General features: G+C 56.7%; 23 protein-coding genes. 12 read left to right on the forward strand and 11 right to left on the reverse strand.

All coding sequences use genetic code 11. The features are described from left to right. Positions 1-221 precede the first annotated feature (221 nt). Positions 222-1,193 carry a sensor domain-containing diguanylate cyclase gene (locus tag B3041_RS00610; RefSeq protein ID WP_292968507.1) on the forward strand — a complete coding sequence of 324 codons (972 nt, stop codon included), beginning with the start codon at positions 222-224 and terminating at the stop codon, positions 1,191-1,193. 124 nt (positions 1,194-1,317) lie between these two features. Beyond that, positions 1,318-2,142, forward strand: coding sequence for an alpha/beta fold hydrolase (locus B3041_RS00615; protein WP_292968508.1), 825 nt, complete (start codon positions 1,318-1,320; stop codon positions 2,140-2,142). Between the two features lie 48 nt (positions 2,143-2,190). Here B3041_RS00615 and treF read toward each other — a convergent pair whose 3' ends face one another. Then, complete coding sequence (treF, locus tag B3041_RS00620; protein ID WP_065648368.1) at positions 2,191-3,849, reverse strand: alpha,alpha-trehalase TreF; 1,659 nt, start codon at positions 3,847-3,849, stop codon at positions 2,191-2,193. A gap of 835 nt (positions 3,850-4,684) precedes the next feature. Between treF and B3041_RS00625 the strand changes: the two genes are divergently transcribed. The 4 genes from B3041_RS00625 (at position 4,685) to B3041_RS00640 (ending at position 8,344) form a co-directional block, all read left to right on the forward strand. Continuing rightward, complete coding sequence (locus B3041_RS00625) at positions 4,685-6,109, forward strand: cytochrome ubiquinol oxidase subunit I (RefSeq protein WP_292968509.1); 1,425 nt, start codon at positions 4,685-4,687, stop codon at positions 6,107-6,109. Beyond that, complete coding sequence (gene cydB, locus B3041_RS00630; RefSeq protein ID WP_039380114.1) at positions 6,110-7,114, forward strand: cytochrome d ubiquinol oxidase subunit II; 1,005 nt, start codon at positions 6,110-6,112, stop codon at positions 7,112-7,114. It begins immediately after the preceding gene. Positions 7,115-7,136: 22 nt separating this feature from the next. Continuing rightward, positions 7,137-7,283, forward strand: a complete 147-nt coding sequence (locus tag B3041_RS00635; protein ID WP_369826793.1) for a DUF2474 domain-containing protein — start codon at positions 7,137-7,139, stop codon at positions 7,281-7,283. 194 nt (positions 7,284-7,477) lie between these two features. Next, the gene (locus B3041_RS00640; RefSeq protein ID WP_065648216.1) at positions 7,478-8,344 is read left to right on the forward strand and encodes a helix-turn-helix domain-containing protein; all 867 of its coding nucleotides are present in this window, start codon (positions 7,478-7,480) and stop codon (positions 8,342-8,344) included. Between the two features lie 202 nt (positions 8,345-8,546). Here the strand turns inward: B3041_RS00640 and B3041_RS00645 are convergent, their stop codons facing one another. Beyond that, positions 8,547-8,789 carry a hypothetical protein gene (locus tag B3041_RS00645; protein ID WP_292968511.1) on the reverse strand — a complete coding sequence of 81 codons (243 nt, stop codon included), beginning with the start codon at positions 8,787-8,789 and terminating at the stop codon, positions 8,547-8,549. A 113-nt stretch (positions 8,790-8,902) separates the two neighbouring features. Between B3041_RS00645 and B3041_RS00650 the strand changes: the two genes are divergently transcribed. Further along, on the forward strand, positions 8,903-9,694 hold the full coding sequence (locus B3041_RS00650) for a siderophore-interacting protein (protein WP_292968512.1): 792 nt from the start codon (positions 8,903-8,905) through the stop codon (positions 9,692-9,694). A 40-nt stretch (positions 9,695-9,734) separates the two neighbouring features. On the opposite strand, the gene B3041_RS00655 is transcribed toward B3041_RS00650, so the two are convergent. Together B3041_RS00655 and B3041_RS00660 are read right to left on the reverse strand one after the other, a co-directional pair. Further along, positions 9,735-10,016, reverse strand: a complete 282-nt coding sequence (locus B3041_RS00655; protein WP_065648219.1) for a SelT/SelW/SelH family protein — start codon at positions 10,014-10,016, stop codon at positions 9,735-9,737. Then, positions 10,009-11,010 carry an MDR family oxidoreductase gene (locus B3041_RS00660; RefSeq protein ID WP_292968513.1) on the reverse strand — a complete coding sequence of 334 codons (1,002 nt, stop codon included), beginning with the start codon at positions 11,008-11,010 and terminating at the stop codon, positions 10,009-10,011. Before B3041_RS00660 ends, B3041_RS00655 begins: the two co-directional genes overlap by 8 nt. A 161-nt stretch (positions 11,011-11,171) precedes the next feature. Here B3041_RS00660 and B3041_RS00665 point away from each other — a divergent pair, with 161 nt between their 5' ends. Then, positions 11,172-13,319 (forward strand): ornithine decarboxylase, encoded by a 2,148-nt coding sequence (locus B3041_RS00665; protein ID WP_292968515.1) that lies wholly within the window; start codon positions 11,172-11,174, stop codon positions 13,317-13,319. A 47-nt stretch (positions 13,320-13,366) separates the two neighbouring features. Here B3041_RS00665 and mltC read toward each other — a convergent pair whose 3' ends face one another. The 3 genes from mltC to mutY are packed head-to-tail and all read right to left on the reverse strand — an operon-like array spanning position 13,367 to position 15,858. Beyond that, positions 13,367-14,446 (reverse strand): membrane-bound lytic murein transglycosylase MltC, encoded by a 1,080-nt coding sequence (gene mltC / locus B3041_RS00670; RefSeq protein WP_065648222.1) that lies wholly within the window; start codon positions 14,444-14,446, stop codon positions 13,367-13,369. Positions 14,447-14,500: 54 nt separating this feature from the next. After that, the gene (locus B3041_RS00675) at positions 14,501-14,773 is read right to left on the reverse strand and encodes an oxidative damage protection protein (protein ID WP_039380106.1); all 273 of its coding nucleotides are present in this window, start codon (positions 14,771-14,773) and stop codon (positions 14,501-14,503) included. Beyond that, positions 14,773-15,858 carry an A/G-specific adenine glycosylase gene (gene mutY / locus B3041_RS00680; RefSeq protein ID WP_292968516.1) on the reverse strand — a complete coding sequence of 362 codons (1,086 nt, stop codon included), beginning with the start codon at positions 15,856-15,858 and terminating at the stop codon, positions 14,773-14,775. Before mutY ends, B3041_RS00675 begins: the two co-directional genes overlap by 1 nt. Before the next feature lie 154 nt (positions 15,859-16,012). Between mutY and trmB the strand changes: the two genes are divergently transcribed. The 3 genes from trmB to B3041_RS00695 all read left to right on the forward strand — a co-directional run bounded on the left by trmB (position 16,013) and on the right by B3041_RS00695 (position 18,081). Beyond that, complete coding sequence (trmB, locus tag B3041_RS00685; RefSeq protein WP_065648224.1) at positions 16,013-16,732, forward strand: tRNA (guanosine(46)-N7)-methyltransferase TrmB; 720 nt, start codon at positions 16,013-16,015, stop codon at positions 16,730-16,732. Then, positions 16,732-17,058 carry a YggL family protein gene (locus B3041_RS00690; RefSeq protein WP_292968517.1) on the forward strand — a complete coding sequence of 109 codons (327 nt, stop codon included), beginning with the start codon at positions 16,732-16,734 and terminating at the stop codon, positions 17,056-17,058. The genes trmB and B3041_RS00690 overlap by 1 nt, the downstream gene beginning before the upstream one ends. 306 nt (positions 17,059-17,364) lie before the next feature. After that, positions 17,365-18,081 (forward strand): DUF2884 domain-containing protein, encoded by a 717-nt coding sequence (locus tag B3041_RS00695; RefSeq protein WP_292968519.1) that lies wholly within the window; start codon positions 17,365-17,367, stop codon positions 18,079-18,081. Between the two features lie 28 nt (positions 18,082-18,109). Here the strand turns inward: B3041_RS00695 and hemW are convergent, their stop codons facing one another. The 4 genes from hemW to B3041_RS00715 are packed head-to-tail and all read right to left on the reverse strand — an operon-like array spanning position 18,110 to position 21,121. After that, entirely contained in the window at positions 18,110-19,240 is a 1,131-nt protein-coding gene (hemW, locus tag B3041_RS00700) for a radical SAM family heme chaperone HemW (RefSeq protein ID WP_292968521.1), read from the reverse strand. Further along, positions 19,233-19,826: an RdgB/HAM1 family non-canonical purine NTP pyrophosphatase gene (gene rdgB, locus B3041_RS00705; RefSeq protein WP_292968523.1), complete on the reverse strand. Its 594-nt coding sequence runs from the start codon at positions 19,824-19,826 to the stop codon at positions 19,233-19,235. Before rdgB ends, hemW begins: the two co-directional genes overlap by 8 nt. Positions 19,827-19,846: 20 nt before the next feature. After that, entirely contained in the window at positions 19,847-20,401 is a 555-nt protein-coding gene (locus B3041_RS00710; protein WP_065648229.1) for a YggT family protein, read from the reverse strand. A gap of 12 nt (positions 20,402-20,413) precedes the next feature. Beyond that, positions 20,414-21,121, reverse strand: a complete 708-nt coding sequence (locus tag B3041_RS00715; protein WP_292968525.1) for a YggS family pyridoxal phosphate-dependent enzyme — start codon at positions 21,119-21,121, stop codon at positions 20,414-20,416. 15 nt (positions 21,122-21,136) lie between these two features. Between B3041_RS00715 and B3041_RS00720 the strand changes: the two genes are divergently transcribed. Then, complete coding sequence (locus tag B3041_RS00720) at positions 21,137-22,144, forward strand: type IV pilus twitching motility protein PilT (protein WP_292968526.1); 1,008 nt, start codon at positions 21,137-21,139, stop codon at positions 22,142-22,144. The last annotated feature ends 34 nt before the right edge of the window (positions 22,145-22,178 follow it).

The following is a 22,178-nucleotide window of genomic DNA, read 5'->3' on the forward strand; positions in this document are numbered from 1 at the left end:
CCCCGCGCTGCTCAGCGCCCAGTCCCGCGCTGCTAAGCGCACAGCCCCCCGCGCTGCCGCGCCCCTCCCCAGCAGACAAAGCAAACTGAAAACCGGCCAATAATGCGCCATTACTCCTGCGGTTGGGACAATTTTCCGAAACTCGTCGGCTTTTCACCTGTTCTGTTTACAGGAAATTCAGGACAGGCAAAATAGCGTTTATTTTCTCACCATAATTGACTATGTCTGAAGAAGCCCTGCGTCAGCAGATCCAGAACCTGAAAAAACACAACGCGCGCCTGAAGCGTATTGCGCATGATGCGCGCAATAAACTCAGCGCCGCGCTGGATGGCACCGGACTCTGCCTGTGGCAGCTGGATATTCCCAGCGGCAAACTGGTGATTTTCAACCGGCGCTGGGGGGCAATGCTCGGCTTTCAGCCTAAGGAAACAAAAGCGCGCTTTGAGGCCTGGCGGGAATGTCTGCATCCGGAAGATGCCGATGAGGTGCTGCGGGCGTTTTACGATCATATCGAAGGGCGGGCGCCGTGGTATGAGGCGCTGCACCGCATGATTGGGAAAGATGGCAAAATCACCTGGGTGCTGGACCGCGGTCGCGTCAGCGACTGGGATGAGGCGGGTAATCCGCTGCGTGTGACCGGTACGCATATCGATATGACCAAAGAGAAAAATTATGAGGCCCAGCTTGCGCTGCTGGCGCATCACGATCCGCTGACCGGCCTGGCCAATCGCCATGCGCTCTCTGTTCAGTTTGCGCAGATGCAGGCCGAAGGGCCGCTCTGCGTGGCGTTCATCGATCTGGACAACTTCAAGCACGTCAATGATACGCTCGGTCATCGCAGCGGTGATGAAGTGCTGATCCAGCTCAGCCAGCGAATGCTGGATTGTCTGCCGCCTGTGGTGCTGGCGGGCAGGCTCGGCGGTGATGAGTTTGTGCTGCTGATGCCGTTTCTGATCGAGTATCCCAAAGTGCGGCTTCTGGCGCAGGCCGTGCTGGAGGCAGCGCTGCAGCCGTTTGATGTGGACAACGGCCTCGCACAGATTGGCGCCTCAATCGGGGTGGCACCGGTACGGGCAAAAGAGAGTTTTGATGATGCGCTGAAGCGGGCCGATGAGGTGATGTATCAGGTGAAGCGCAACGGAAAGCAGGGCATCAGGCTTGCTGCCTCCGGGCAGGAGAGACGCGACATTTAATCATTAAACGCTTCCGCTGCGATCCCTGTCCGCTTAAAGCGTCTAAACTTGCCTGTGGATACTGTTACGGCGCCCTCCCGCCGGCAGTAAAACGGCCTGTTATCGACCACGCACGGAGAATGATATGAGCACCTTTCAGACTAAAGATGGCGTTACGCTCTGGTTTAAAGACTGGGGCAGCGGCCAGCCAGTGCTGTTCAGCCACGGCTGGCCGCTGGATGCAGATATGTGGGACAGCCAGCTTAACTTTCTGGCGGAGCGGGGCTATCGCGTTATCGCATTTGACCGTCGCGGTTTTGGCCGCTCAGAGCAGCCGTGGGAAGGGTACAACTATGATACCTTCGCTGATGATATCCATGATCTGATTGAACATCTTCAGCTGGAAGAGATTACGCTGGTAGGGTTTTCAATGGGCGGGGGCGATATCACGCGCTACATTGGCCGCTACGGCAGCGCGAAAGTAAAATCGCTGGTGCTGCTGGGTGCCGTGACGCCGGTATTCGGCAGGAAAGCGGATCACCCGGAAGGGCCGGAACAGGCGGTATTTGATGATATCCGGGCGGGATTACGTCAGGACCGCGCACAGTTCATCAGCGATTTTTCCACGCCGTTTTATGGCCTGAATGCCGGACAGCAGGTATCAGACGGGGTGCTGACCCAGACGCTCAATATCGCGCTGCTCGCTTCGCTGAAAGGCACTATCGACTGCGTTACCGCGTTTGCAGAAACGGACTTCCGGGATGATATCGCTAAGGTCGATGTGCCCACGCTGGTGATCCACGGCAGCAACGATCAGGTCGTACCCTTTGAGGCGACGGGCAAGCTGGCGCATGAGATGATTAAAGATTCGCAGCTCAAAGTGTATGACAACGCACCGCACGGCTTTGCTGTCACCCATCAGGATCAGCTGAACGCCGATCTGCTCGCCTTTCTGCAGCAGCAGAAATAAAAAAAGGTCGCCTGCGGGCGACCTTCTTCTGAACGGCATGGCAGGACGTTAATCTGCCAGCAGATGACCATACATTGACAGCAGGCGACGCGTAACGCCGTTGGTCCAGCCGAAACCATCCTGCAGCGGATATTCACCACCGCCGCCCGGACGCGCCCGATCGCCACTGATATCATATTTCTCTACCAGCTTGTGATGCAGCGAATAGAAGTTTTTCACCGTGGTCAGCCAGTTCACCGCAATTTCTGTTGCCAGCGTCTCTTCGCCGTAATGATTCAAACCTACCACGGCCATCCACTGCAGCGGTGCCCAGGCGTTAGGCGCATCCCACTGCTCGCCGCTTTCAACCATAGACGTCAGCAGCCCACCCTGGGTCAGCAGCAGCTGGCGCAGCGCAATCGCCTGCAAATGCGCCTGCTCAGGTGAGGCCAGGCCGAGGAACAGCGGCACGACTGCAGCTGCAGTAAATGCGCCAAACCGCTCATTGCGCCAGTCGTAATCGCGATAGACGCCTGCGGTGGTATCCCACAGATAACGGTTAATTGCCTGCTTGCGCGCATCCGCTTTTTTCTGCCACGCCAGTGCCGTCAGCTCTTCACCCCGGGCGTGCGACAGCGTCGAGATCATCAGTTCCAGTTTGTAGAGAAACGCATTGAGATCGACCGGGATAAACTGCGTAGTACGGATACTCGCCAGTCGCTGCGGATCGCGCAGCCAGCGCGAAGAGTAATCCCAGCCGGATGCAGCACCGGCGCGCAGATCGCGGTAAACCTCATTAGCCGGACGGCTCGACTTGCTGGCCGTCTCCACATCTTCCATCCAGGATTCATCACGTGGCGTATCACGATCGTCCCAGTAGCGGTTGAGCAGCGAGCCATCAGGCATGCGCACAACGTGACGATAAGCCTGATGCGGCATCAGCTCACCTGCACCATCCATCCAGAACTGATACTCTTTCATCAGCTGGTCAAGGTAGCGTTTTGCACCGCGAATGCCATCCTCTTCAAACAGCTCCACCATCAGAGCAAATACCGGTGGCTGCGAGCGGCTGAGATAGTAGGTGCGATTCCCGTTAGGAATATGACCGTAGTTATCAATCAGCCAGGCAAAGTTATCCGCCATATGACGCAGCAGATCGTCACGTCCGGCATCCGCCAGCCCCAGCATGCTGAAATAGGAGTCCCAGTAGTAGGTTTCACCAAAGCGGCCACCGGGCACGACATACGGTTTGGGCAGCGGCAGCAGTGAAGAGTGCGGCATATGCTGCTGAGGCATTTTAGTCAGCACCGGCCACAAATCATCGATATGCTCTGTCAGCGTTTTATCCGGATTAGAGACATAAAAGCTCTCATTTACCTGCGGCAGATAAAAATGTTCATGAATGAACTTTTCCAGATCGAGATCGCCTGCGCGCTTACGACGACGATAGCGGATAAGAATATCCAGCGGATCGAATTTAGGCGCGCAGTCAGGAAACGTTTTGCTGTCAGCAAAAATATGCGATGTCTGAACATGCTCAAACATTTCCAGATAGCGATCGGCAGGTGTCAGCGCATCCGGTGCCGGCAGTCCCTGAATCAGCTCAGGTTCTGGCTCCGAATCTTCTGCGCCTTCACGTACAAACTCATGAGGATCGTATTGATACTCCAGATCAGCATGGGCTTCGTGTTCCCCGAACACATGGCGTGGCTGGTGGTTAGTATTAATAACGGCCTCCTGAAATTCCTGGTTGCTCAAAAGACAAATTATAGAGGGTTCGCGGTGGCAGACAACAATGCGAAATATCTATGAACGTAATAAATATTGTCGATGGATCGCCATTTTTACCTTTTTTGCAATATTAACAACGGCCTGTATTTAAAGATATTTAAGGTGTTTCTTAAATATACCTTCAGAAAGTGCACCGGATTAATCTGCAAATAAGAAAATCGCCAATTTCATGCGCCGCTTGCTCGTTTTTCTTGATCAATTTATGCGATTTTTTTCCGCTTCCGGCAGTAAAATAGCGATGCTTTAGCCGTCCGGATGCCTGTGCGTCTGTGAGCTGTCAAAAGGAGTCGCGGCGGGAGATGCTGTACAACATGAGCAAAGGGTGAGAGCGGTGGTTATTAATTACCTTTCGTTATAACAGGATTTTTTTTAATTTTAATTTAACTAAAAATCTGACGTGCAATAATTTTTACACTGCGCTAGTGCCTACATCAGACTGCCGTTTTGGTTGTTACCTTAATTAACAATTAAATGAACTGCTTAAACAAGTATTGCCTTTTTTAACCGCTAATATTAATAACAACATTGTCACAATAGAGCAGGATAATTAACCTTAACTCAGTGATTTTAAACAGATAGTTTCTCGCAAAAACAATGATCTTAATCAAGATTTACTGGTATAGTTTTATTCACCCCTTCTTTTCCGTTTGTTCCTGCCGGGTTCCTTACATTTGGCGGGAATCGATGACGGCGTAGCAGAAATTATTCTGCACGCCATCTTTGTTAATAATAAGTAAAAATTCCGCGTAATTTTGTGGCAATGAGGTAAGCAATGTTTGGATTAGATGCTTTTCATCTGGCCAGGATACAGTTCGCGTTTACTGTCTCCTTCCATATTATCTTCCCGGCCATCACTATCGGGCTTGCCAGCTTTCTGGCGGTGCTTGAGGGGATGTGGCTGAAAACCCGTAATGAAACCTACCGCGATCTCTATCACTTCTGGTCGAAAGTGTTTGCGGTGAACTTCGGCATGGGGGTGGTCTCGGGTCTGGTTATGGCCTATCAGTTCGGGACCAACTGGAGCGGGTTCTCACAGTTTGCCGGGAGTATTACCGGTCCGCTGCTGACCTACGAGGTGCTGACTGCCTTCTTCCTTGAGGCGGGCTTCCTCGGCGTGATGCTGTTTGGCTGGAACCGCGTCGGACCGGGCCTGCACTTCTTCGCCACCTGCATGGTCGCATTGGGTACGCTGATCTCCACGTTCTGGATCCTGGCGTCAAACAGCTGGATGCATACGCCGCAGGGCTACATCATCCAGAATGGCATTGTGGTGCCGGAAGACTGGTTCAAAATTGTCTTTAACCCCTCATTCCCTTATCGCCTGTTCCATATGTCGGTTGCGGCATTCCTCGCCAGCGCCTTCTTTGTGGGCGCGTCCGGGGCATGGCATCTGCTGCGCGGCAATGACAATCCGGCAATCCGCAAGATGTTCTCCATGGCGCTGTGGATGGCGCTGATTGTTGCTCCGATTCAGGCGATGATTGGCGATGCGCACGGTTTGAACACGCTGGAGCATCAGCCGGCAAAAATTGCCGCCATTGAAGGACACTGGGAAAACCCGCCGGGTGAAGCCACGCCGCTGATCCTGTTTGGTATTCCGGATATGGAAGAGGAGCGTACAAAATATGCGCTGGAAATCCCTTATCTCGGCAGCCTGATCCTGACGCACAGTCTTGATAAACAGGTTCCGGCACTGAAAACCTTCCCGAAAGAAGAGCGGCCTAATTCGCTGGTGATCTTCTGGTCGTTCCGCGTCATGGTGGCGATGGGGCTGCTGATGATCACGCTCGGCGTGTTCAGCCTGTGGCTGCGCTATAAACAGCGTCTCTACAGCTCACGGCCGTTCCTGTGGTTTGCGCTGCTGATGGGACCCTCGGGCCTGATCGCGATTCTTGCTGGCTGGTTCACCACTGAAATCGGACGTCAGCCGTGGGTGGTTTACGGCGTGCAGCGCACAATTGATGCGGTCTCAGCACACGGCGACCTGCATATGAGTATCAGCCTGCTGGCCTTTATCCTGGTCTACTCCTCAGTGTTTGGCGTGGGCTATGTCTATATGATGCGCCTGATCAAAAAAGGTCCGCACACCGGTGAAGGGAAAGATGTCCGTCACGGTGGTCCGGGTCAGGATAAGACGCCAGCGCGCCCGCTCTCTGCTGCACATGAGAGCCTGGATGCTTCGCAGGAGGGTAAATAAATGATCGATTTTTCCGTTATCTGGTTCGCCATCATCGTCTTTGCGACGCTGATGTATATCGTGATGGATGGCTTCGACCTGGGCATCGGTATTCTGTTTCCGTTTAACAAAGATGCCGTTGAGCGCGACATGATGGTGAACACCGTGGCGCCGGTCTGGGATGGTAATGAAACCTGGCTGGTGCTGGGTGGCGCAGGGCTGTATGGCGCCTTTCCGCTCGCCTATGCGGTGATTGCTGACGCACTGGCTATCCCGCTGACGGCAATGCTGATCGGCCTGATTTTCCGCGGTGTGGCGTTTGAGTTTCGCTTCAAGGCGACCGAAGAGCATCGTGCATTCTGGGATAAATCGTTTATTGCCGGCTCGCTGCTGGCAACCTTCAGCCAGGGCGTGGCGGTGGGTGCGATGATCAACGGTTTCCCGGTTAAGGGACGTGAGTTTGCCGGTTCAGCTCTCGACTGGCTGGCCCCGTTCCCGCTGTTCTGCGGCGTGGGTCTGGTGGTGGCCTATGCGCTGCTGGGCTGCACCTGGCTTATCATGAAAACCGAAAACGAACTGCACCGTAAAATGTCTGCGCTGGCTACGCCGCTGGTGATTGCGCTGCTGGTGATCGTCGGCATTATCAGCCTGTGGACGCCGTTTGCTCACGAAGCAATATCGCAGCGCTGGTTCACCCGGCCAAACCTGTTCTGGTTCCTGCCGGTTCCGGTACTGGTTCTGCTCTGCTCGTGGGGCATTATGCGCGCCATCAAACGCGAGGCGCACTACTCGCCGTTCCTGCTGACGCTGGCGCTGATTTTCCTCGGCTTCTCTGGCCTGGGCATTAGCGTCTGGCCGAACATTATTCCGCCGTCCGTAACCATCTGGGAAGCCGCATCGCCACCGCAGAGCCAGGCCTTTATGCTGGTCGGTAGCCTGCTGATTATTCCGATGATCCTGGGCTACACCTTCTGGAGCTACTATGTGTTCCGCGGAAAAATCAAAGCTGATGCAGGATACCATTGAGATGCAAACGGAGGTCAGCAACATGAAACAGCACACTGAACACAAAGCGCCGCTCTGGAAACGGGTGATGTGGCTGGTGATCATCTATGGTGCAAGCGTGCTGGCACTTGGCGTGGTGGCATCTCTGTTTCGTATGATGATGACCGCGGCAGGTATGCGCTCGCATTAATATCTGGCTGTCACAGAGCGGCACGGTACAGCGTGCCGCTCGCATTACATCAAAAAAAGTTAGTAACCTAAGCAATTAGTGCGCCGCCCTGACCGGATCCTTTACTCTTCCTTACGTTTGTTAGGCGATTTTGTTATATTTATGTGACAAATAACGCATTAATACGCGCTTTCCTGACTCATTCAATTAGAACCATGCTTAGTCTGAACCTGAAAAAGCAGTATATCTCTGACCTGGTTGACTGGATTGAAGCCAACCTGACAGATGAGCTTAATATCGATCTTATCACCCTGAAATCAGGCTATTCCAAATGGCATATGCAGCGTATGTTCAAGGAGATGACCGGCCAGACGCTGGCCTCCTATACGCGCAAGCGCCGCCTGACCTTATCTGCTATGGCGCTTCGCTTAACCAGCATGCCGCTGATCGACATCGCCGTGCGTTTTGGCTTCGACAATCAGCAAAATTTCACCCGCGTGTTCAAAAGCCATTTTTCGCTGACGCCTGGCGCTTATCGGCGTATTCCGGAAATGCGCATGAAAGCATTTCACAGCCGTATTTCTGCGCCGCGTCCGTGGGTCAAAACACGGCTGGCCGAAAAGCCGGAAATTCGTCTGAGCGGGGAAGTGGTGGAGTGGGAGTGCCGCTTTGGTGAATATATTGACCATCATAATCATATCGTGGCGCAGTATACACGCGACTTCATCGCCTTTGCCGGCCAGCACGCCACGCGCGGCTGGCTCGGTTTCCAGTTCAGTCCGGGCGTCAGCTCGCTCGATCAGCAGCATATCAGTCTGTTTCAGGCGCTCGAGAGTGAACACGCTGCTGTTTTACCGCAGCACGTGCAGAACTGGACCGGCGAGAGCGGGCTCTATGCAGAGATCGACTGGCATGGCGCACCGGAAGAGATCAACGCCTTTACCGCTGAGATTTATTACAACCATCTGCCGGCACTCGGTGTAGCGCGCCGGCCCGGTAAAGATCTGCTCAGGCTCGATTTGAAATACAGTACGCCACAATTGCTTCAGGGCACCTTTCATATTCCGGTTGCACTGGAATAAACAGCAAATTGTGCGGTGAAATGTGACAAACCGCACAATTTTATAAACCCTGCGCCGGTAGCGGCGTAAAATTCTGCTCCGAAGCCCGATCTGCCGCGTCACGCGCGGGTAGTACAGCATCAGGCTGGATAACGCTCTGCATTCCCGATCCGCTCCGGATCTTTAAATGAAACCCTAAATTATCATGCGACTTTTACCGGTGTTACTTTCCGCGACGCTTGCCGTTGTTTCCTCGCTGGCACACGCACAAATGGCTGAACCCTTTTCGCCCCCCGATGGCCTGCATCCGCACCAGCAGCGCTGCGCTCAGCAGGAAATTGTGGGTGATAATGCATTGCCTCAGTATGAAAACAGTGAGAATGCTCCACTCTGCTGCAGCGATCTGCACGTCTGACATCTTCCGCCCGTCGTTCTCTGCTGAAGCGGCAACCGCATTTTTCGACATTGTGTCCGGACGCGGTCACCGCTATCGTTTCGCCACGTAATGAGAATTATTTACATTAAATAAGCGTGGCGGCGCGAGCAGAGCGTGTTTCAGCCGCTGCCGGGAGAAGTGAAGTGTCACAGAAAAACAGTCGTGCACCACAGCGCGTGCGTAATGAGCTGCGCTTTCGTCATCTGACGGTAGCCAGCAAAATCCAGGTCGCCGGCGTGTTCTGGCGCATTGTGTTTACCGGAGCCGATCTGGCAGGCTTCCATTCACCCTCGTTTGACGATCATATCAAACTGTTTTTTCCGCCCGAACCGGGCTATGACCTCGCACTGCCGCAGATGGGAGAAGAGGGCATTATCTGGCCTGAGGGCGTTCGCCCCGCCGCGCGCGACTACACGCCGCTGGCGTTTAACGGTATTGATTCGCTGACGCTGGATTTCTATATGCATGATGATGGCGTGGCGAGTGGCTGGGCAGCGGCGGCTAAGCCTGGCGATCGGATTGCGATGGGCGGACCGCGCGGTTCCTGCATCATGCCGGCGGATTACGCCTGTCAGGTGTATGTCTGCGATGAAACCGGCCTGCCTGCTTTTAAGCGGCGTTACGCCGGGCTGCAGGCGCAGCGCGTTCACCTGCTGGCGTTTACGGATGCCGCTACCGGACACAGCTATCTGGGAGAGATGGAAGGGGTGACCGCTCACTGGCTGGGCAGCAACCGTATGGCAACTACCACGCCGGCGCAGCTGACAGCCGAACTGGCTGCCATCGATTTTACCGGGGGTGACTATTTTGTCTGGCTGACCGGGGAAGGAAACGCGGTGAAGCAGCTCAGCGACTATTTTACGCAGCAGCGCGGCGTTCATACGGATTTCATTCGCGCTGTCGCCTACTGGCATCAGAAATCACCTGAGAAGTAAGCCACGGCAGACGCATCGCCTGCCGGCAGACAGGGACGCGCTAACGCCGCCTGTCTGCATGGCCCAGCGAGCGATCCGGCCAGCAGTAGTCGCGTACGCGCTGTTTTAGCGTAACCGCATCCGGAAAGCCGCCGTCGCGTTTGCGCTCCCAGATAACCTGACCATCCACGCTGATCTCAAAGACGCCGCCGGTGCCGGGCTGCAGCGTGACCGCGCTGAGATCGTCGCTGAAGGTCTGCAGCAGCTCCTGAGCCATCCACGCGGAACGCAGCATCCAGTTGCACTGGGTGCAGTAGTGCAGGGTAATGGCGGGCTTAGACATCGGCAACGCCCTGACGGCAATCCACTATCAGCCGGCCGCGCACGTTGCCCGCCAGCAGCTGTTCGGCACCCGCCTGCGCTTCACTTAGCGGGATGATGCGGGTTATCTGCTGCAGCAGCGCGTTGTCGGCCTGTTCTGCCAGTCGCTGCCATACCTGCTGACGCAGCGGCTGCGGACACATAACGCTATCGATTCCGGCCAGCGTGACGCCGCGCAGAATAAACGGTGCCACGCTGCCCGGCAGATCCAGCCCCTGCGCCATTCCGCACGCGGCTACCACACCGTCGCGGCGCATCCCTGCCAGCACGTTGGCCAGCGTGTGGCTGCCCACGGTATCAATGGCGGCGGCCCAGCGCTCTTTTGCCAGCGGTTTACCCGGTTCGCTGAGTTCAGCACGATCGATTACCGCTGTGGCGCCCAGCGTATTGCACAGGTAGTCGCGCTCAGCCGCGCGTCCGCTGGCGGCGACCACTTCATATCCCTGGCGTGCCAGCAGGCTCACCGCAAAACTGCCCACGCCGCCGCTGGCGCCTGTCACCAGCACCGGGCCGTGCTGCGGGGTGATGCCCTGTTTTTCCAGCGCCATCACACAGAGCATTGCGGTGAATCCGGCCGTGCCTATCGCCATTGTCTGCTGCGGGCTCAGCGCATCCGGTACGCTGACCAGCCAGTCGCCTGAGACGCTGGCTTTCTGCGCCAGTCCGCCCCAGTGCTTTTCACCCACGCCCCAGCCGGTCAGCAGCGCCAGATCGTTCTGCTGCCAGGCCGGATGGCGGCTGTGGGTAACACGGCCAACAAAGTCGATGCCTGGTACCATAGGAAACTGGCGTACGACAGGCCCTTTATTACAGATGGCGAGCGCATCTTTGTAATTCAGTGTGGAGTAGCTGATATCAAGAATAACATCTTGATCGGGAAGCTGTTGCTCGGAGAGATCCTGCAGAGAGGTGCGGTACCCCTGCGTATCATTTTCAATGACTAATGCTTTGAACATGCCGCCTCCGGCGATGGGAAGTGTGTAGCCAATAGTACCCCTGATTGTGAGCAGCAGCAAAAAATGCCATTATCGCGACCGGCGGGTGCCCTGCACCGGTCACGCTGTTCCTTCCTGTGCCACTGGCACCCACTCATCCTGTTATGCCGGGGATTTGAGTTATGAACCCATTGAAAATTGCCGCCAGCGTGGCGATTGCACCAGGCCTGAGCCTGAATACCACCCGCGATGTTGTGACGCTCGACGCTACTGACTTTACCGACGTTGCCGCGGTTGTGCTCTCGCTGGCGGATACGCGCAGCGGCGTACTGATGCTGCTGCGTCAGACCGGATTTAATCTGCCGGTGTTTGTGGCTAACGCGTTTGATACCGCGGTGCTGGATCTGCCTGGCGTAACCGGCGAAATCAACGGCGCTCCTGAAGAGTGGCAGGCGCTGGAGCAGGCTGCGCGGGAGTATGAAGCGGCTCTGCTGCCGCCTTTCTTTGATACCCTGACGCGCTACGTCGATATGCAGAACAGCACCTTTGCCTGCCCGGGCCATCAGGGCGGCGCGTTTTTCCGTCGTCATCCCGCCGGACGGCAGTTTTATGACTTTTATGGTGAAAACCTGTTCCGCTCTGATATGTGTAATGCAGACGTCCGGCTGGGCGATCTGCTGATCCATGAAGGCTCGGCAAAGGACGCGCAAAAGTTTGCTGCCCGCGTCTTTAACGCCGACAAAACCTATTTTGTGCTGAACGGGACATCAAGCGCCAATAAAGTCGTCACCAATGCGCTGCTGACGCGCGGTGATCTGGTTCTGTTCGATCGCAACAACCATAAATCCAATCATCACGGCGCGCTGCTGCAGGCGGGTGCCACACCGGTCTATCTGGAGGCGGCGCGTAATCCGTTTGGCCTGATTGGCGGCATCGACGCGCACTGTTTTGATGAGGATTACCTGCGGGCAGAGATCGCACAGGTTGCCCCCGATCGCGCCCGCCAGGCGCGGCCATTCCGGCTGGCGATTATCCAGCTCGGCACCTATGACGGGACGGTGTATAACGCGCGTCAGGTGGTGGACCGCATTGGCCATCTGTGTGACTACATTCTGTTTGACTCCGCATGGCTCGGCTATGAGCAGTTTATTCCGCTGATGGCGGCGGGTTCACCGCTGACGCTGACCCTGACGGAAGAGGATCCAGGGATCTTTGTCACCCAGTCAGTACACAAACAGCTGGCGGGCTTTTCGCAGACCTCGCAGATCCATAAAAAAGATAATCATATCCGTGGTCAGCAGCGCTTTTGCCCGCACAAGCGGCTGAACAATGCGTTTATGCTGCACGCTTCAACCAGCCCGTTTTATCCGCTGTTTGCTGCGCTGGATATCAATGCGCGTATGCATCAGGGCGAGGCAGGGCGCAGCCTGTGGCACGACTGCGTCATACAGGGCATTGAGGCGCGTAAAGCGATCCTGCAGCGCTGCACCCTGATCAAACCGTTTCTGCCTGCTCAGGTACACGGCGCGCCGTGGCAGCAGGCTGACACCGCAGTTATCGCCCGCGATCCGGCATACTTCAGCTTTGAACCCGACGCGGAGTGGCACGGCTTCAGCGGCTATGCGCCAGGTCAGTATCAGATTGACCCCTGTAAGCTGCTGCTCACTACACCGGGTATCGACGCAGGCAGCGGCGCATACAGCGACTTTGGCATTCCGGCTACCATACTGGCGAACTATCTGCGTGAAAACGGCATTGTGCCGGAGAAGTGCGATCTGAACTCCATTCTGTTCCTGCTGACGCCGGCAGAGAGTGCGGAGAAGATGTCGCATCTGGTGGCGATGCTGGAGCAGTTTGAACAGCAGGTGCGCGAAGATGCGCCGCTGGCGGAAGTGCTGCCGAGCCTGTATCGCAAGCATGCGGAGCGCTATCGCGGCTATACGCTGCGCCGCCTCTGTCAGGAGATGCACGATCTCTACGTCAGTTTTGCCGTTAAAGATCTGCAGAAAGCGATGTTCCGCGCTGACTGTTTCCCGCCGATAGCGGTCAATCCGCAGGATGCACATCAGGCTTATATCCGTGGTGACGTAGAACTGGTGCCGGTCGCGGAAGCGGAAGGACGCATCGCGGCGGAAGGCGCCTTACCTTATCCTCCGGGCGTGCTGTGTGTCGTGCCTGGCGAGGTGTGGGGCGGGGCGGTACAGCACTACTTCCTGGCGCTGGAAGCGGGGATCAACCAGCTGCCGGGCTTTTCACCGGAGCTGCAGGGTGTGTATATCGCGGAACAGAGCAGCGGCTATAAGCAGCTGGTGGCGAATATGCTGGCGTAAGCGTATCGCGCCCTGACCCAATCGGGCAGGGCGCGACGATCCGGCACTTAATAGCGGTGATAGCTGCGCTGCGCCTGATTAACTTTGTAGAGATAACGGCGCGACTCGGCGGAGGGGTGGCTGGTGGTCAGCGTCTGATAGACATCGGCTGGCGACATGCCGTTGATCCGCGAGAATGCGCGATCTTTATCGCTGGAGAAGACGCGCAGTACGCTGCCGGCTCCCCCGTTATACGCGGTGATCACCGCATAACGGCGCGACGTGGGATCCTGAATGCCGCCCAGATAGCTTTTCTGCAGCAGCGACAGATAAGCCGTACCGGCATCGATGTTGTTTTCCGGGTCCAGCAGATAACTGCGGCTCGGCTTGCCCCATTTACCTTTCATGCGGAAGACATCAACGCCGGCAGTATGCTGCACCACCTGCATCAGCCCCAGCGCATCAGCGTGGCTGACCGCATAGGGGTTAAAGCTCGACTCAGTCTGCATAATCGCCAGAATCAGTGAGGCATCGACACCATACTGCTCAGCAGATTTGCGTACCATCGGCAGATATTTATGCGCACGCTTGTCGAGATGGTTTGGCACCATAGGAATGGTTACCGACCAGATCACATGCAGCCCGGCGGTGCGTTTTTGCAGTTTATTCTGGATCAGGTAGTCCGCAAAGCTGGCGGCGCGCCCCTGCCAGCGAATGGGCTGACCGGTATTATCCAGCACCTGGCCATACAGCAGCGGCTCTTTACTGATCTTAATATCGTTGGCGTCAGAGTAGAGATCGACATTACCCGGATCGTCGCCGATCAGCAGGGTGGTGACGATCGCCTGACGCAGACTGGCCATGGGATCGGTACCGGAGATGGTCTCAATCGTGATACTACCTTTGTCGAAGTTAATGTGACTGCGGGTGTAGTAGCTGTCACTGTACTTCACATAATCTTTCGGCCCGGCGATGAGGACTTCATTAATGCCCCAGATATTTTCAATATTGGCGGCAAACTGCCCCATCAGAATGTCAAAGCCGTTGGTATCTTTCACCCACTCTTCGTGATACTGCGATTTTTTTTGTCCGGAGCAGGAGATCAATAGCGGCGCGATCGCCAGCAGGGCTATCAGTTTTTTATTCATCGTGAATCTGTGCCTGACTCAAAAAAGCGGGCCTCAAAGGAAGGCCCGGAACGGTTATTTTTCTGGCGGGGTAAAACCTTCGATATGCACATCTTTGCCTTCAAACAGGAAATTGACCATCTCCTTTTCCAGCACTTTGCGATCTTCCGGATTCATCATGTTGAGCTTTTTCTCGTTGATCAACATGGTCTGTTTCGACATCCACTGCTGCCAGGCTTCTTTAGAAATCTCATTATAGATGCGCTTGCCCAGCTCACCGGGATAGAGCTGAAAATCCTGGCCCTCAGCGTCACGCTGCAGATAGGTACAAAAAATAGTGCGGCTCATTACTCTTCCTCTTTAATCGCGCGCGATGACAGTGACAGTTGCTGCGGATGGCGTAATTCATGCAGTAAACGCTCTACCGGGGCAGCAAGGCCCACTGACGGTGGTTGCGCTAAGTTATACCAGAGACCGCCAGCTTCATCCATCAGCGACCCCGCGGATGGCCCTGCCAGCCACATAGGCACAATATCCAGATGGAAATGGCTGAAGGTATGGCGAAATGCGGTGAGCGGCTGAGGATCGCCGGTGATACCGTGCTGTGTCAGCCACTCCCGCAGTGCATCCTCGCTGGAAAACTGGGGAAAACAGTAAAGACCGCCCCACAGTCCCACCGGCGGACGCTGCGCCAGCCAGACGTTATCGCCATCCTGCATCAGCAAAAACCAGCCGCTGCGTACCGGCAGAGTGACTTTGGGCTTTTTGCCCGGATAGTCAGCCCAGCTCTGGCTGGCATACGCTTCACAGCCGCTATTAAGCGGGCAGATTTCACACTTTGGTCGCGAGCGGGTGCAGACCAGCGCGCCGAGATCCATCATCGCCTGATTAAACTGGCTGACACCCTGCGCTGGCGTCACTGCTTCGCTAATCTGCCACAGCTGCTTTTCGACCTCTTTTTTGCCAGGCCAGCCACCGATTGCGTAACAGCGCGCCAGCACGCGTTTGACGTTGCCATCCAGAATCGGAAAATGCAGGCCAAGCGACAGTGAAAGGATCGCCCCGGCGGTCGAGCGACCCACGCCCGGCAGGGCAGCAATTGCCGTGAAGTCCGGCGGGAACTCACCGCCGTGCTGATCCACGACCTGTTTAGCCGCTTTATGCAGGTTGCGCGCCCGCGCATAGTAGCCGAGGCCGGTCCAGAGATGCAGCACTTCATCCAGCGGCGCGGCAGCGAGATCGCGCACGGTGGGAAAACGTGCCATAAAACGGTCAAAATAGGGGATTACCGTGGCAACCTGCGTCTGCTGCAGCATGACCTCTGAAAGCCACACTTTGTAGGGCGTCTTTTCCAGCTGCCACGGCAGCGTTTTACGGCCAAAGCGGTCATACCACTTCAGCACCTGTTGCGCGAATTGCGACGCCTGCATCATATGAAGGAAATTTTCCGTGTTTACTCTACAATCAGGCAGGAATTGCAGCACAGAGCGTCAGGGGTGTAAACCGGAAGATTGCAAAGGCTTGCTTCTGACCTTTAACTTTGCATAATGCCCGTTTCCCCGAACAGGCTAACCAGCAGGCTTCAACATGATAAATGACGTCATCACTCCGGAATTTGATGAAAACGGGCGGCCGCTGCGCCGTATCCGCAGCTTCGTACGCCGCCAGGGGCGGTTAACGAAAGGTCAACAGCTCGCGCTGGATCAATACTGGCCGGTGATGGGCGTGGAGTATCAGCCCGCGCCGCTGGACATGACCGCGCTGTTCGGGCGCGACGCACCGCTGGTGCTGGAGATCGGTTTTGGTATGGGTGCCTCACTGGTGACCATGGCGCAAAACAACCCGCAGCAGAATTTCCTGGGCATTGAAGTGCATGCGCCAGGCGTGGGTGCCTGCCTGGCATCGGCAAAAGAAGCGGGCGTAGAGAATCTGCGGGTCATGTGTCATGACGCGGTAGAAGTGCTGGAGCATATGATCCCGGATAACTCCCTGCGCATGGTGCAGCTTTTCTTCCCCGATCCGTGGCATAAAGCGCGTCACAATAAACGTCGTATTGTGCAGGCGCCGTTTGCTGAGCTGGTTCAGCGCAAGCTGAAGCTCGGCGGCGTATTCCATATGGCCACCGACTGGGAAGATTACGCTACTCATATGCTGGAAGTCATGAACAGCGTGGCGGGTTACGTTAATCAGTCAGCCACCCAGGATTACGTGCCGCGTCCTGAGACGCGTCCGTTGACTAAATTTGAGCAGCGCGGGCAGCGACTGGGCCATGGCGTGTGGGATTTGATGTTTGAGAGGGTAAAATAATGGCCGTACAGCGTAGTCGTCGTTTACGTAAGAAACTGCATATTGATGAGTTTCAGGAACTGGGTTTCTCCGTAGCATGGCGTTTTGCCGACGGAACCACTGAAGAGCAGATTGATGCCACGCTGGATCAGTTTATCACTGAGGTGATCGATCCAAACGGTCTGGCCTATGACGGCAGCGGCTATCTGGTGTGGGAAGGTCTGGTCTGCCTGCAGCAGACCGGAAAGTGCACCGATGAGCACCGTGAGCAGGTGCGCAAGTGGCTGGAAGGGCGTGAATTGTCTGATATCCAGATAACGGAACTCTTCGACGTCTGGTGGGACTAAGCTGTAGTGCGACATGCGGGTGCGCATTTCTGCGCACCCTGTACTGCACTGCGCCAGGGGCGCATTAATGCGCCCCCTGTGATGTAATGCGCCCCCTGCGATGTAATGTGCCGCCGGGTCGCCATTGGAACATCGCGCCGGCACGCAAAACCTGTAGGGGCGCCATTAATGGCGCCCGTTGAAACACTGCACCAGGGGCGTATTAATGCGCCCCCTGTGATGTAATGTGCCGCAGGGTCACCATTCATGGCGACCGCGCCATTGACCGCACAATACTCACCCCGCACAGCATATTCAGGAGATTTCATGATTCGTAAGGCTCTTTTTGCTGCGCTGCTGGTGACCGCCGCGCAGGCACACGCTGACTACCAGTGCAGCGTTAACCCGCAGGATGATGTGGTGATCACCGCGCAAAGCGTTCAGGTTGTCGGCAGCAACGGCAATCTCACGATAACTCCCCAGGGTGATGTCACCTTTAACGGCAAAGCAGTCAGCGTTGATAATGCGGCACGTCAGCAGGCGATTGATTACCAGAATGCACTGCGTCGTGATTTACCGTGGGTCAACAGCGGCGCAAAAACGCGCCTTGAGCGCGGACGCGCCGCACTGGATAACGTGATCGTTGAGAAGCTGGGCAGCGACAGCAACGTACGCAACCGCCTGACCACGCTGGATGGCCAGCTGAAACAGCAAATGAACCGCATCATTGAGCAGCGCCAGGATGGCCTGACGTTTCACCATCAGGCGATAAACCAGGTGCGCGCTGACGGGCAGAAGCTGGTACAGAGCACGCTGGGTGGCGTACTGCAGGATAGCCTGAATGAGATGGGCACGCAGCAGGCGACCAGCGGTGGTAATCCACTGCAGGCGCTGATGGGCAACCTGGGGGGGCTGCAGCAGTCGATTCAGACGGAGTGGAATAACCAGGAGCGGGATTTCCAGAACTTTGGCCATGAGGTCTGTAACCGGGTCATCGCACTGGAAAATCAGCGTAAAACGCTGGTGAAAAGTATTAACAAGTAAAGCAAGAGCGGCCACCGGGCCGCTCTGATTACATAAACAGTTCCAGCAACGAGTTCAGAAAGAGTTTGCCCTTCTCCGTGATCTGCCACTCGCTGGCGCTCTCTGTGACATAGCCTGCGGCGATAGCCTGATCCATTTGCGCGCGGATCGCCTGCTCATCCAGCCCGGTATAGCGCTGAAACTCCACGCGCGGTGCCGCTTCCAGCAGCCGGAACCGGTTCATAAAGAACTCAAACGGCTTATCTTCGTTTGCCACCTCATGCTGTTTATCAAGGTAGTTGCCCTTCATAAAGCCACGCGGGTGTCGGGTTTTTACCGTCCGCACAATGCGACCATCAGGCTGCGTCAGCTTGCCGTGTGCACCGCAGCCGATACCGAGGTAATCCCCGAAGCGCCAGTAGTTGAGGTTGTGCTCACAGCGATAGCCCGGTTTCGCGTAGGCTGACGTTTCATACTGCTGATAGCCGGCAGCCGTCAGCAGCTGGTGTCCCTGCTCGTAGATATCCCACAGCGCATCATCATCCGGCAGCTGCGGCGGTCGGGAACCAAACAGCGTGTTCGGCTCAATGGTCAGCTGATACCAGGAGAGGTGCGGCGGGTTAAGCGCAATCGCCTGCCGGAGATCGTCCAGCGCCTCTTCCAGCGACTGGTCGGGCAGACCATGCATCAGGTCCAGATTAAAACTGCGCAGCCCAAGCGCGGCGGCCAGTTCGGCGGCGCGCTTCGCCTCCTGCGGGCCATGAATACGCCCCAGCCGCTCCAGCTTCTGCGGGCTAAAGCTCTGCACGCCGATGGAGATGCGATTGATCCCCGCGGCCTGATAGCCGCTGAAGCGATCGGCTTCTACCGTGCCGGGGTTCGCTTCCATAGTGATTTCCGCATCAGCCGCCAGCGGCAGGCGTGCCCGCACGCCATCCATCAGCGTCTGCATTGCGTGACTGCTCAGCAGGCTTGGCGTGCCCCCGCCGATAAAGATCGTGCGCACCTCCCGTCCGGCGGTCAGAGGCAGATCCTGCTCAAGGTCCTGCAACAGATGCTGCACATACTCCAGATGCGGGACTTCACCTTTCAGTGCGTGCGAGTTGAAGTCGCAGTAGGGGCACTTCTGTACGCACCACGGAATATGGATGTAGAGGCTCAGCGGCGGTAACTCAGCCATTGCGCATCGCATCCAGCAGCAGCGTTAACGCTTTACCCCGGTGAGAGACGGCGCGCTTCTCCTCTTTGCTCAGTTCAGCCGCGGTTTTACCCAGTGCCGGCACAAAGAAGATAGGATCGTAGCCAAAGCCGCCTTCACCGGCCGCCGTACGGGTAATTTCGCCCGCCCAGCTGCCGTGGAAGACCAGCGGCACCGGGTCAGCGGCGTGACGCACATAGACCAGTACACAGTGGAACTGCGCCTGACGCGCGCCATCCGGCACACTCTCCAGCGCCAGCAGCAGTTTCTCCAGATTTTGCTGGTCGCTGGCCTCTGCGCCAGCATAGCGGGCGGAGTAGATGCCCGGCGCGCCGCCCAGCGCATCCACGGCCAGACCGGAATCATCCGCGATAGCCGGCAGGCAGGTTATCTGTGCCGCATGACGCGCCTTCAGCAGCGCATTTTCAATGAACGTCAGACCCGTCTCTTCGGCTGAGTCCACACCGAGTTCAGTCTGCGCCACGATATCCAGGCCAAAATCAGCGAGCAGGCCGGCCAGTTCGCGAACCTTGCCGGGATTACCGGTTGCGAGAACAACTTTTTGCATAACAGTTCCAGATTAACAAATTACAGCAGATACCAGAGACCCGGGAACAGGTCCATGCCAAGGAAATTCAGCGCGTAGAGCACCAGAATCACAATCATGGCGGAGAAGTCGATACCGCCCATAGCGGGCAGCATACGGCGGATAGGTGCCATCAGCGGCTCGGTAAGCTGTACCAGCACATAATCCAGCGGGCCGCGCCCCTGACTGATCCAGCTCATCAGCGAGCGAATGATAATGACCCAGAACACCAGATTACCGGCTGACTTCAGCAGCGACAGCAGCCCCACCAGCAGATTAGTAGGATCAACCGAGAAGGCGCCAACCTGAATCAGCAGCAGAATCGGATACTTCAGCGTGGTCAGCACAAACGCCAGCAGCAGCGAGGCGGTATCGATGGGGCCGATAGCGGGCAGCACGCGGCGCAGCGGTTTGATCACCGGCTGCGTAATCTTCACCACAAACTGCGCCAGCGGGTTGTAAAAATCGCAGCGCGACCACTGCATCCAGATACGCAGCAGCAGTACCATGACGTAGAGATCGATCAGCGTTTTGACTAAAAACGTCAGTGTTAACATGGAGTTCCTCAGTTATTGTTGTGAAGGTCGCGCATAATCCCGCGCGCCAAACAGGGCGGTGCCAATTCTTACCATGGTGCTGCCTGCCGCGATCGCCGCTTCCATATCGTCGCTCATGCCCAGTGAGAGCGTATCAATAGCGGGATAAGCGTGCTGCAGCGCATGAAACGCGCTGGCCATCTGCTGGCAGACCGCCAGCTGGTGCGCATAATCCTGTTCCGGAGCAGGAATCGCCATCAGACCGCGCAGGTGTAAGCGGGGCAGGGCGGCGATAGCCGCGGCCAGCGCCGGAACAGCCTCCAGCATGATGCCAGATTTACTGTTTTCGTCACTGATATTTACCTGAATTAACACGTTCAGCGGCGGCAGATGCGCCGGACGCTGATCGTTAAGCCGCTGCGCAATACGCAGGCGATCAACGGTATGACACCAGGCAAAATGTTCAGCGACCAGACGGCTTTTGTTGGATTGCAGCGGGCCGATAAAGTGCCACTGCAGATCGCCCTCTGCCGTCAGCGCCATTATTTTCTCTACCCCTTCCTGTACGTAGTTTTCGCCAAACGCACGCTGCCCGGCGGCAACCGCTTCTGCGACAGCGCTCGCAGGTTTGGTTTTGCTGACCGCAAGCAACGTGATCTCTTCTGGCGCCCGGCCGCAACGCACGGCAGCGGCAGCGATACGGTCGCGTACCTGATGTAAGTTGTGCTCAATGGAAGTCATAGTCAGGAGAAATAAATGGATTTAGATGAAATTGTGGCCCTTAGTGTAAAGCATAACGCCGCCGATCTGCACCTGTGCAGCGGACATTTACCGCACTGGCGGCGGCAGGGCGTGCTGGAACCGGTGCCGCAGCAGCTGCCGCTGCCGTCCGGGTGGCTGGAGACGTTTGTCACGCAGTTTCTCAGCGCTGCGCAGCAGTCAGAACTTGATGTTACCGGACAGGCTGATTTTGCCCTGACGCTCAGCAGCGGCGTACGGCTGCGTGCCAATCTTTTCACCCAGCGTCACGGATTGTCACTGGCGCTGCGGCTGATTGCGCAGACGATCCCGCCGCTGGCGCAGCTGCGCCTGCCGCCAGCCGTGCAGCAGCTCCTGCAGCTGCAGGATGGACTGGTGCTGATCAGCGGCGCAACCGGCAGCGGCAAGTCGACCACGCTGGCCGCACTGGTACAGGCGCTGAACCAGCAGCAGGCGCGGCACATCATCACGCTGGAAGATCCGATCGAGTTTGTGCACCGGAGTCAGCGCTCGCTGATTCAGCAGCGTGAAGTGGGAACGCACTGCCTCTCTTTTCAGCACGGGCTGAAAGCGGCGCTGCGTGAAGATCCTGACGTGATACTGCTGGGCGAACTGCGCGACAGTGAAACAATCCGCCTGGCCCTGACCGCGGCTGAGACCGGACATCTGGTGCTGGCCACGCTGCATACCCGTAGCGCGGCGCAGGCGGTTGATCGTCTGGTGGATGTCTTTCCGGCCGAAGAAAAAAATCTGGTGCGTACGCAGCTGGCGGGCAGTCTGAAAGCGGTAGTGGCACAGCGGCTGGTGGCGGCGAAAGCGGGCGGGCGTGTCGCGCTGTATGAAGTACTGATTGCCACGCCTGCGGTAGCCAGCCTGATCCGCGAAGGCAAAGGGCATCAGCTGCCGGGCGTGCTGCAGACCGGCGCGCAATCTGGCATGCAGACCTTTGCGCAGAGCGAGCTGGCACGCCGCGCGGAGGGCATTATTGACCAGGCAAGCGGGTAGCTGACCTGAAGCAGCAGTCACGCTGCAACAGCAG

The organism is Pantoea sp. UBA4549 (genome assembly GCF_002387285.1).
Classification (GTDB): domain Bacteria; phylum Pseudomonadota; class Gammaproteobacteria; order Enterobacterales; family Enterobacteriaceae; genus Pantoea; species Pantoea borealis.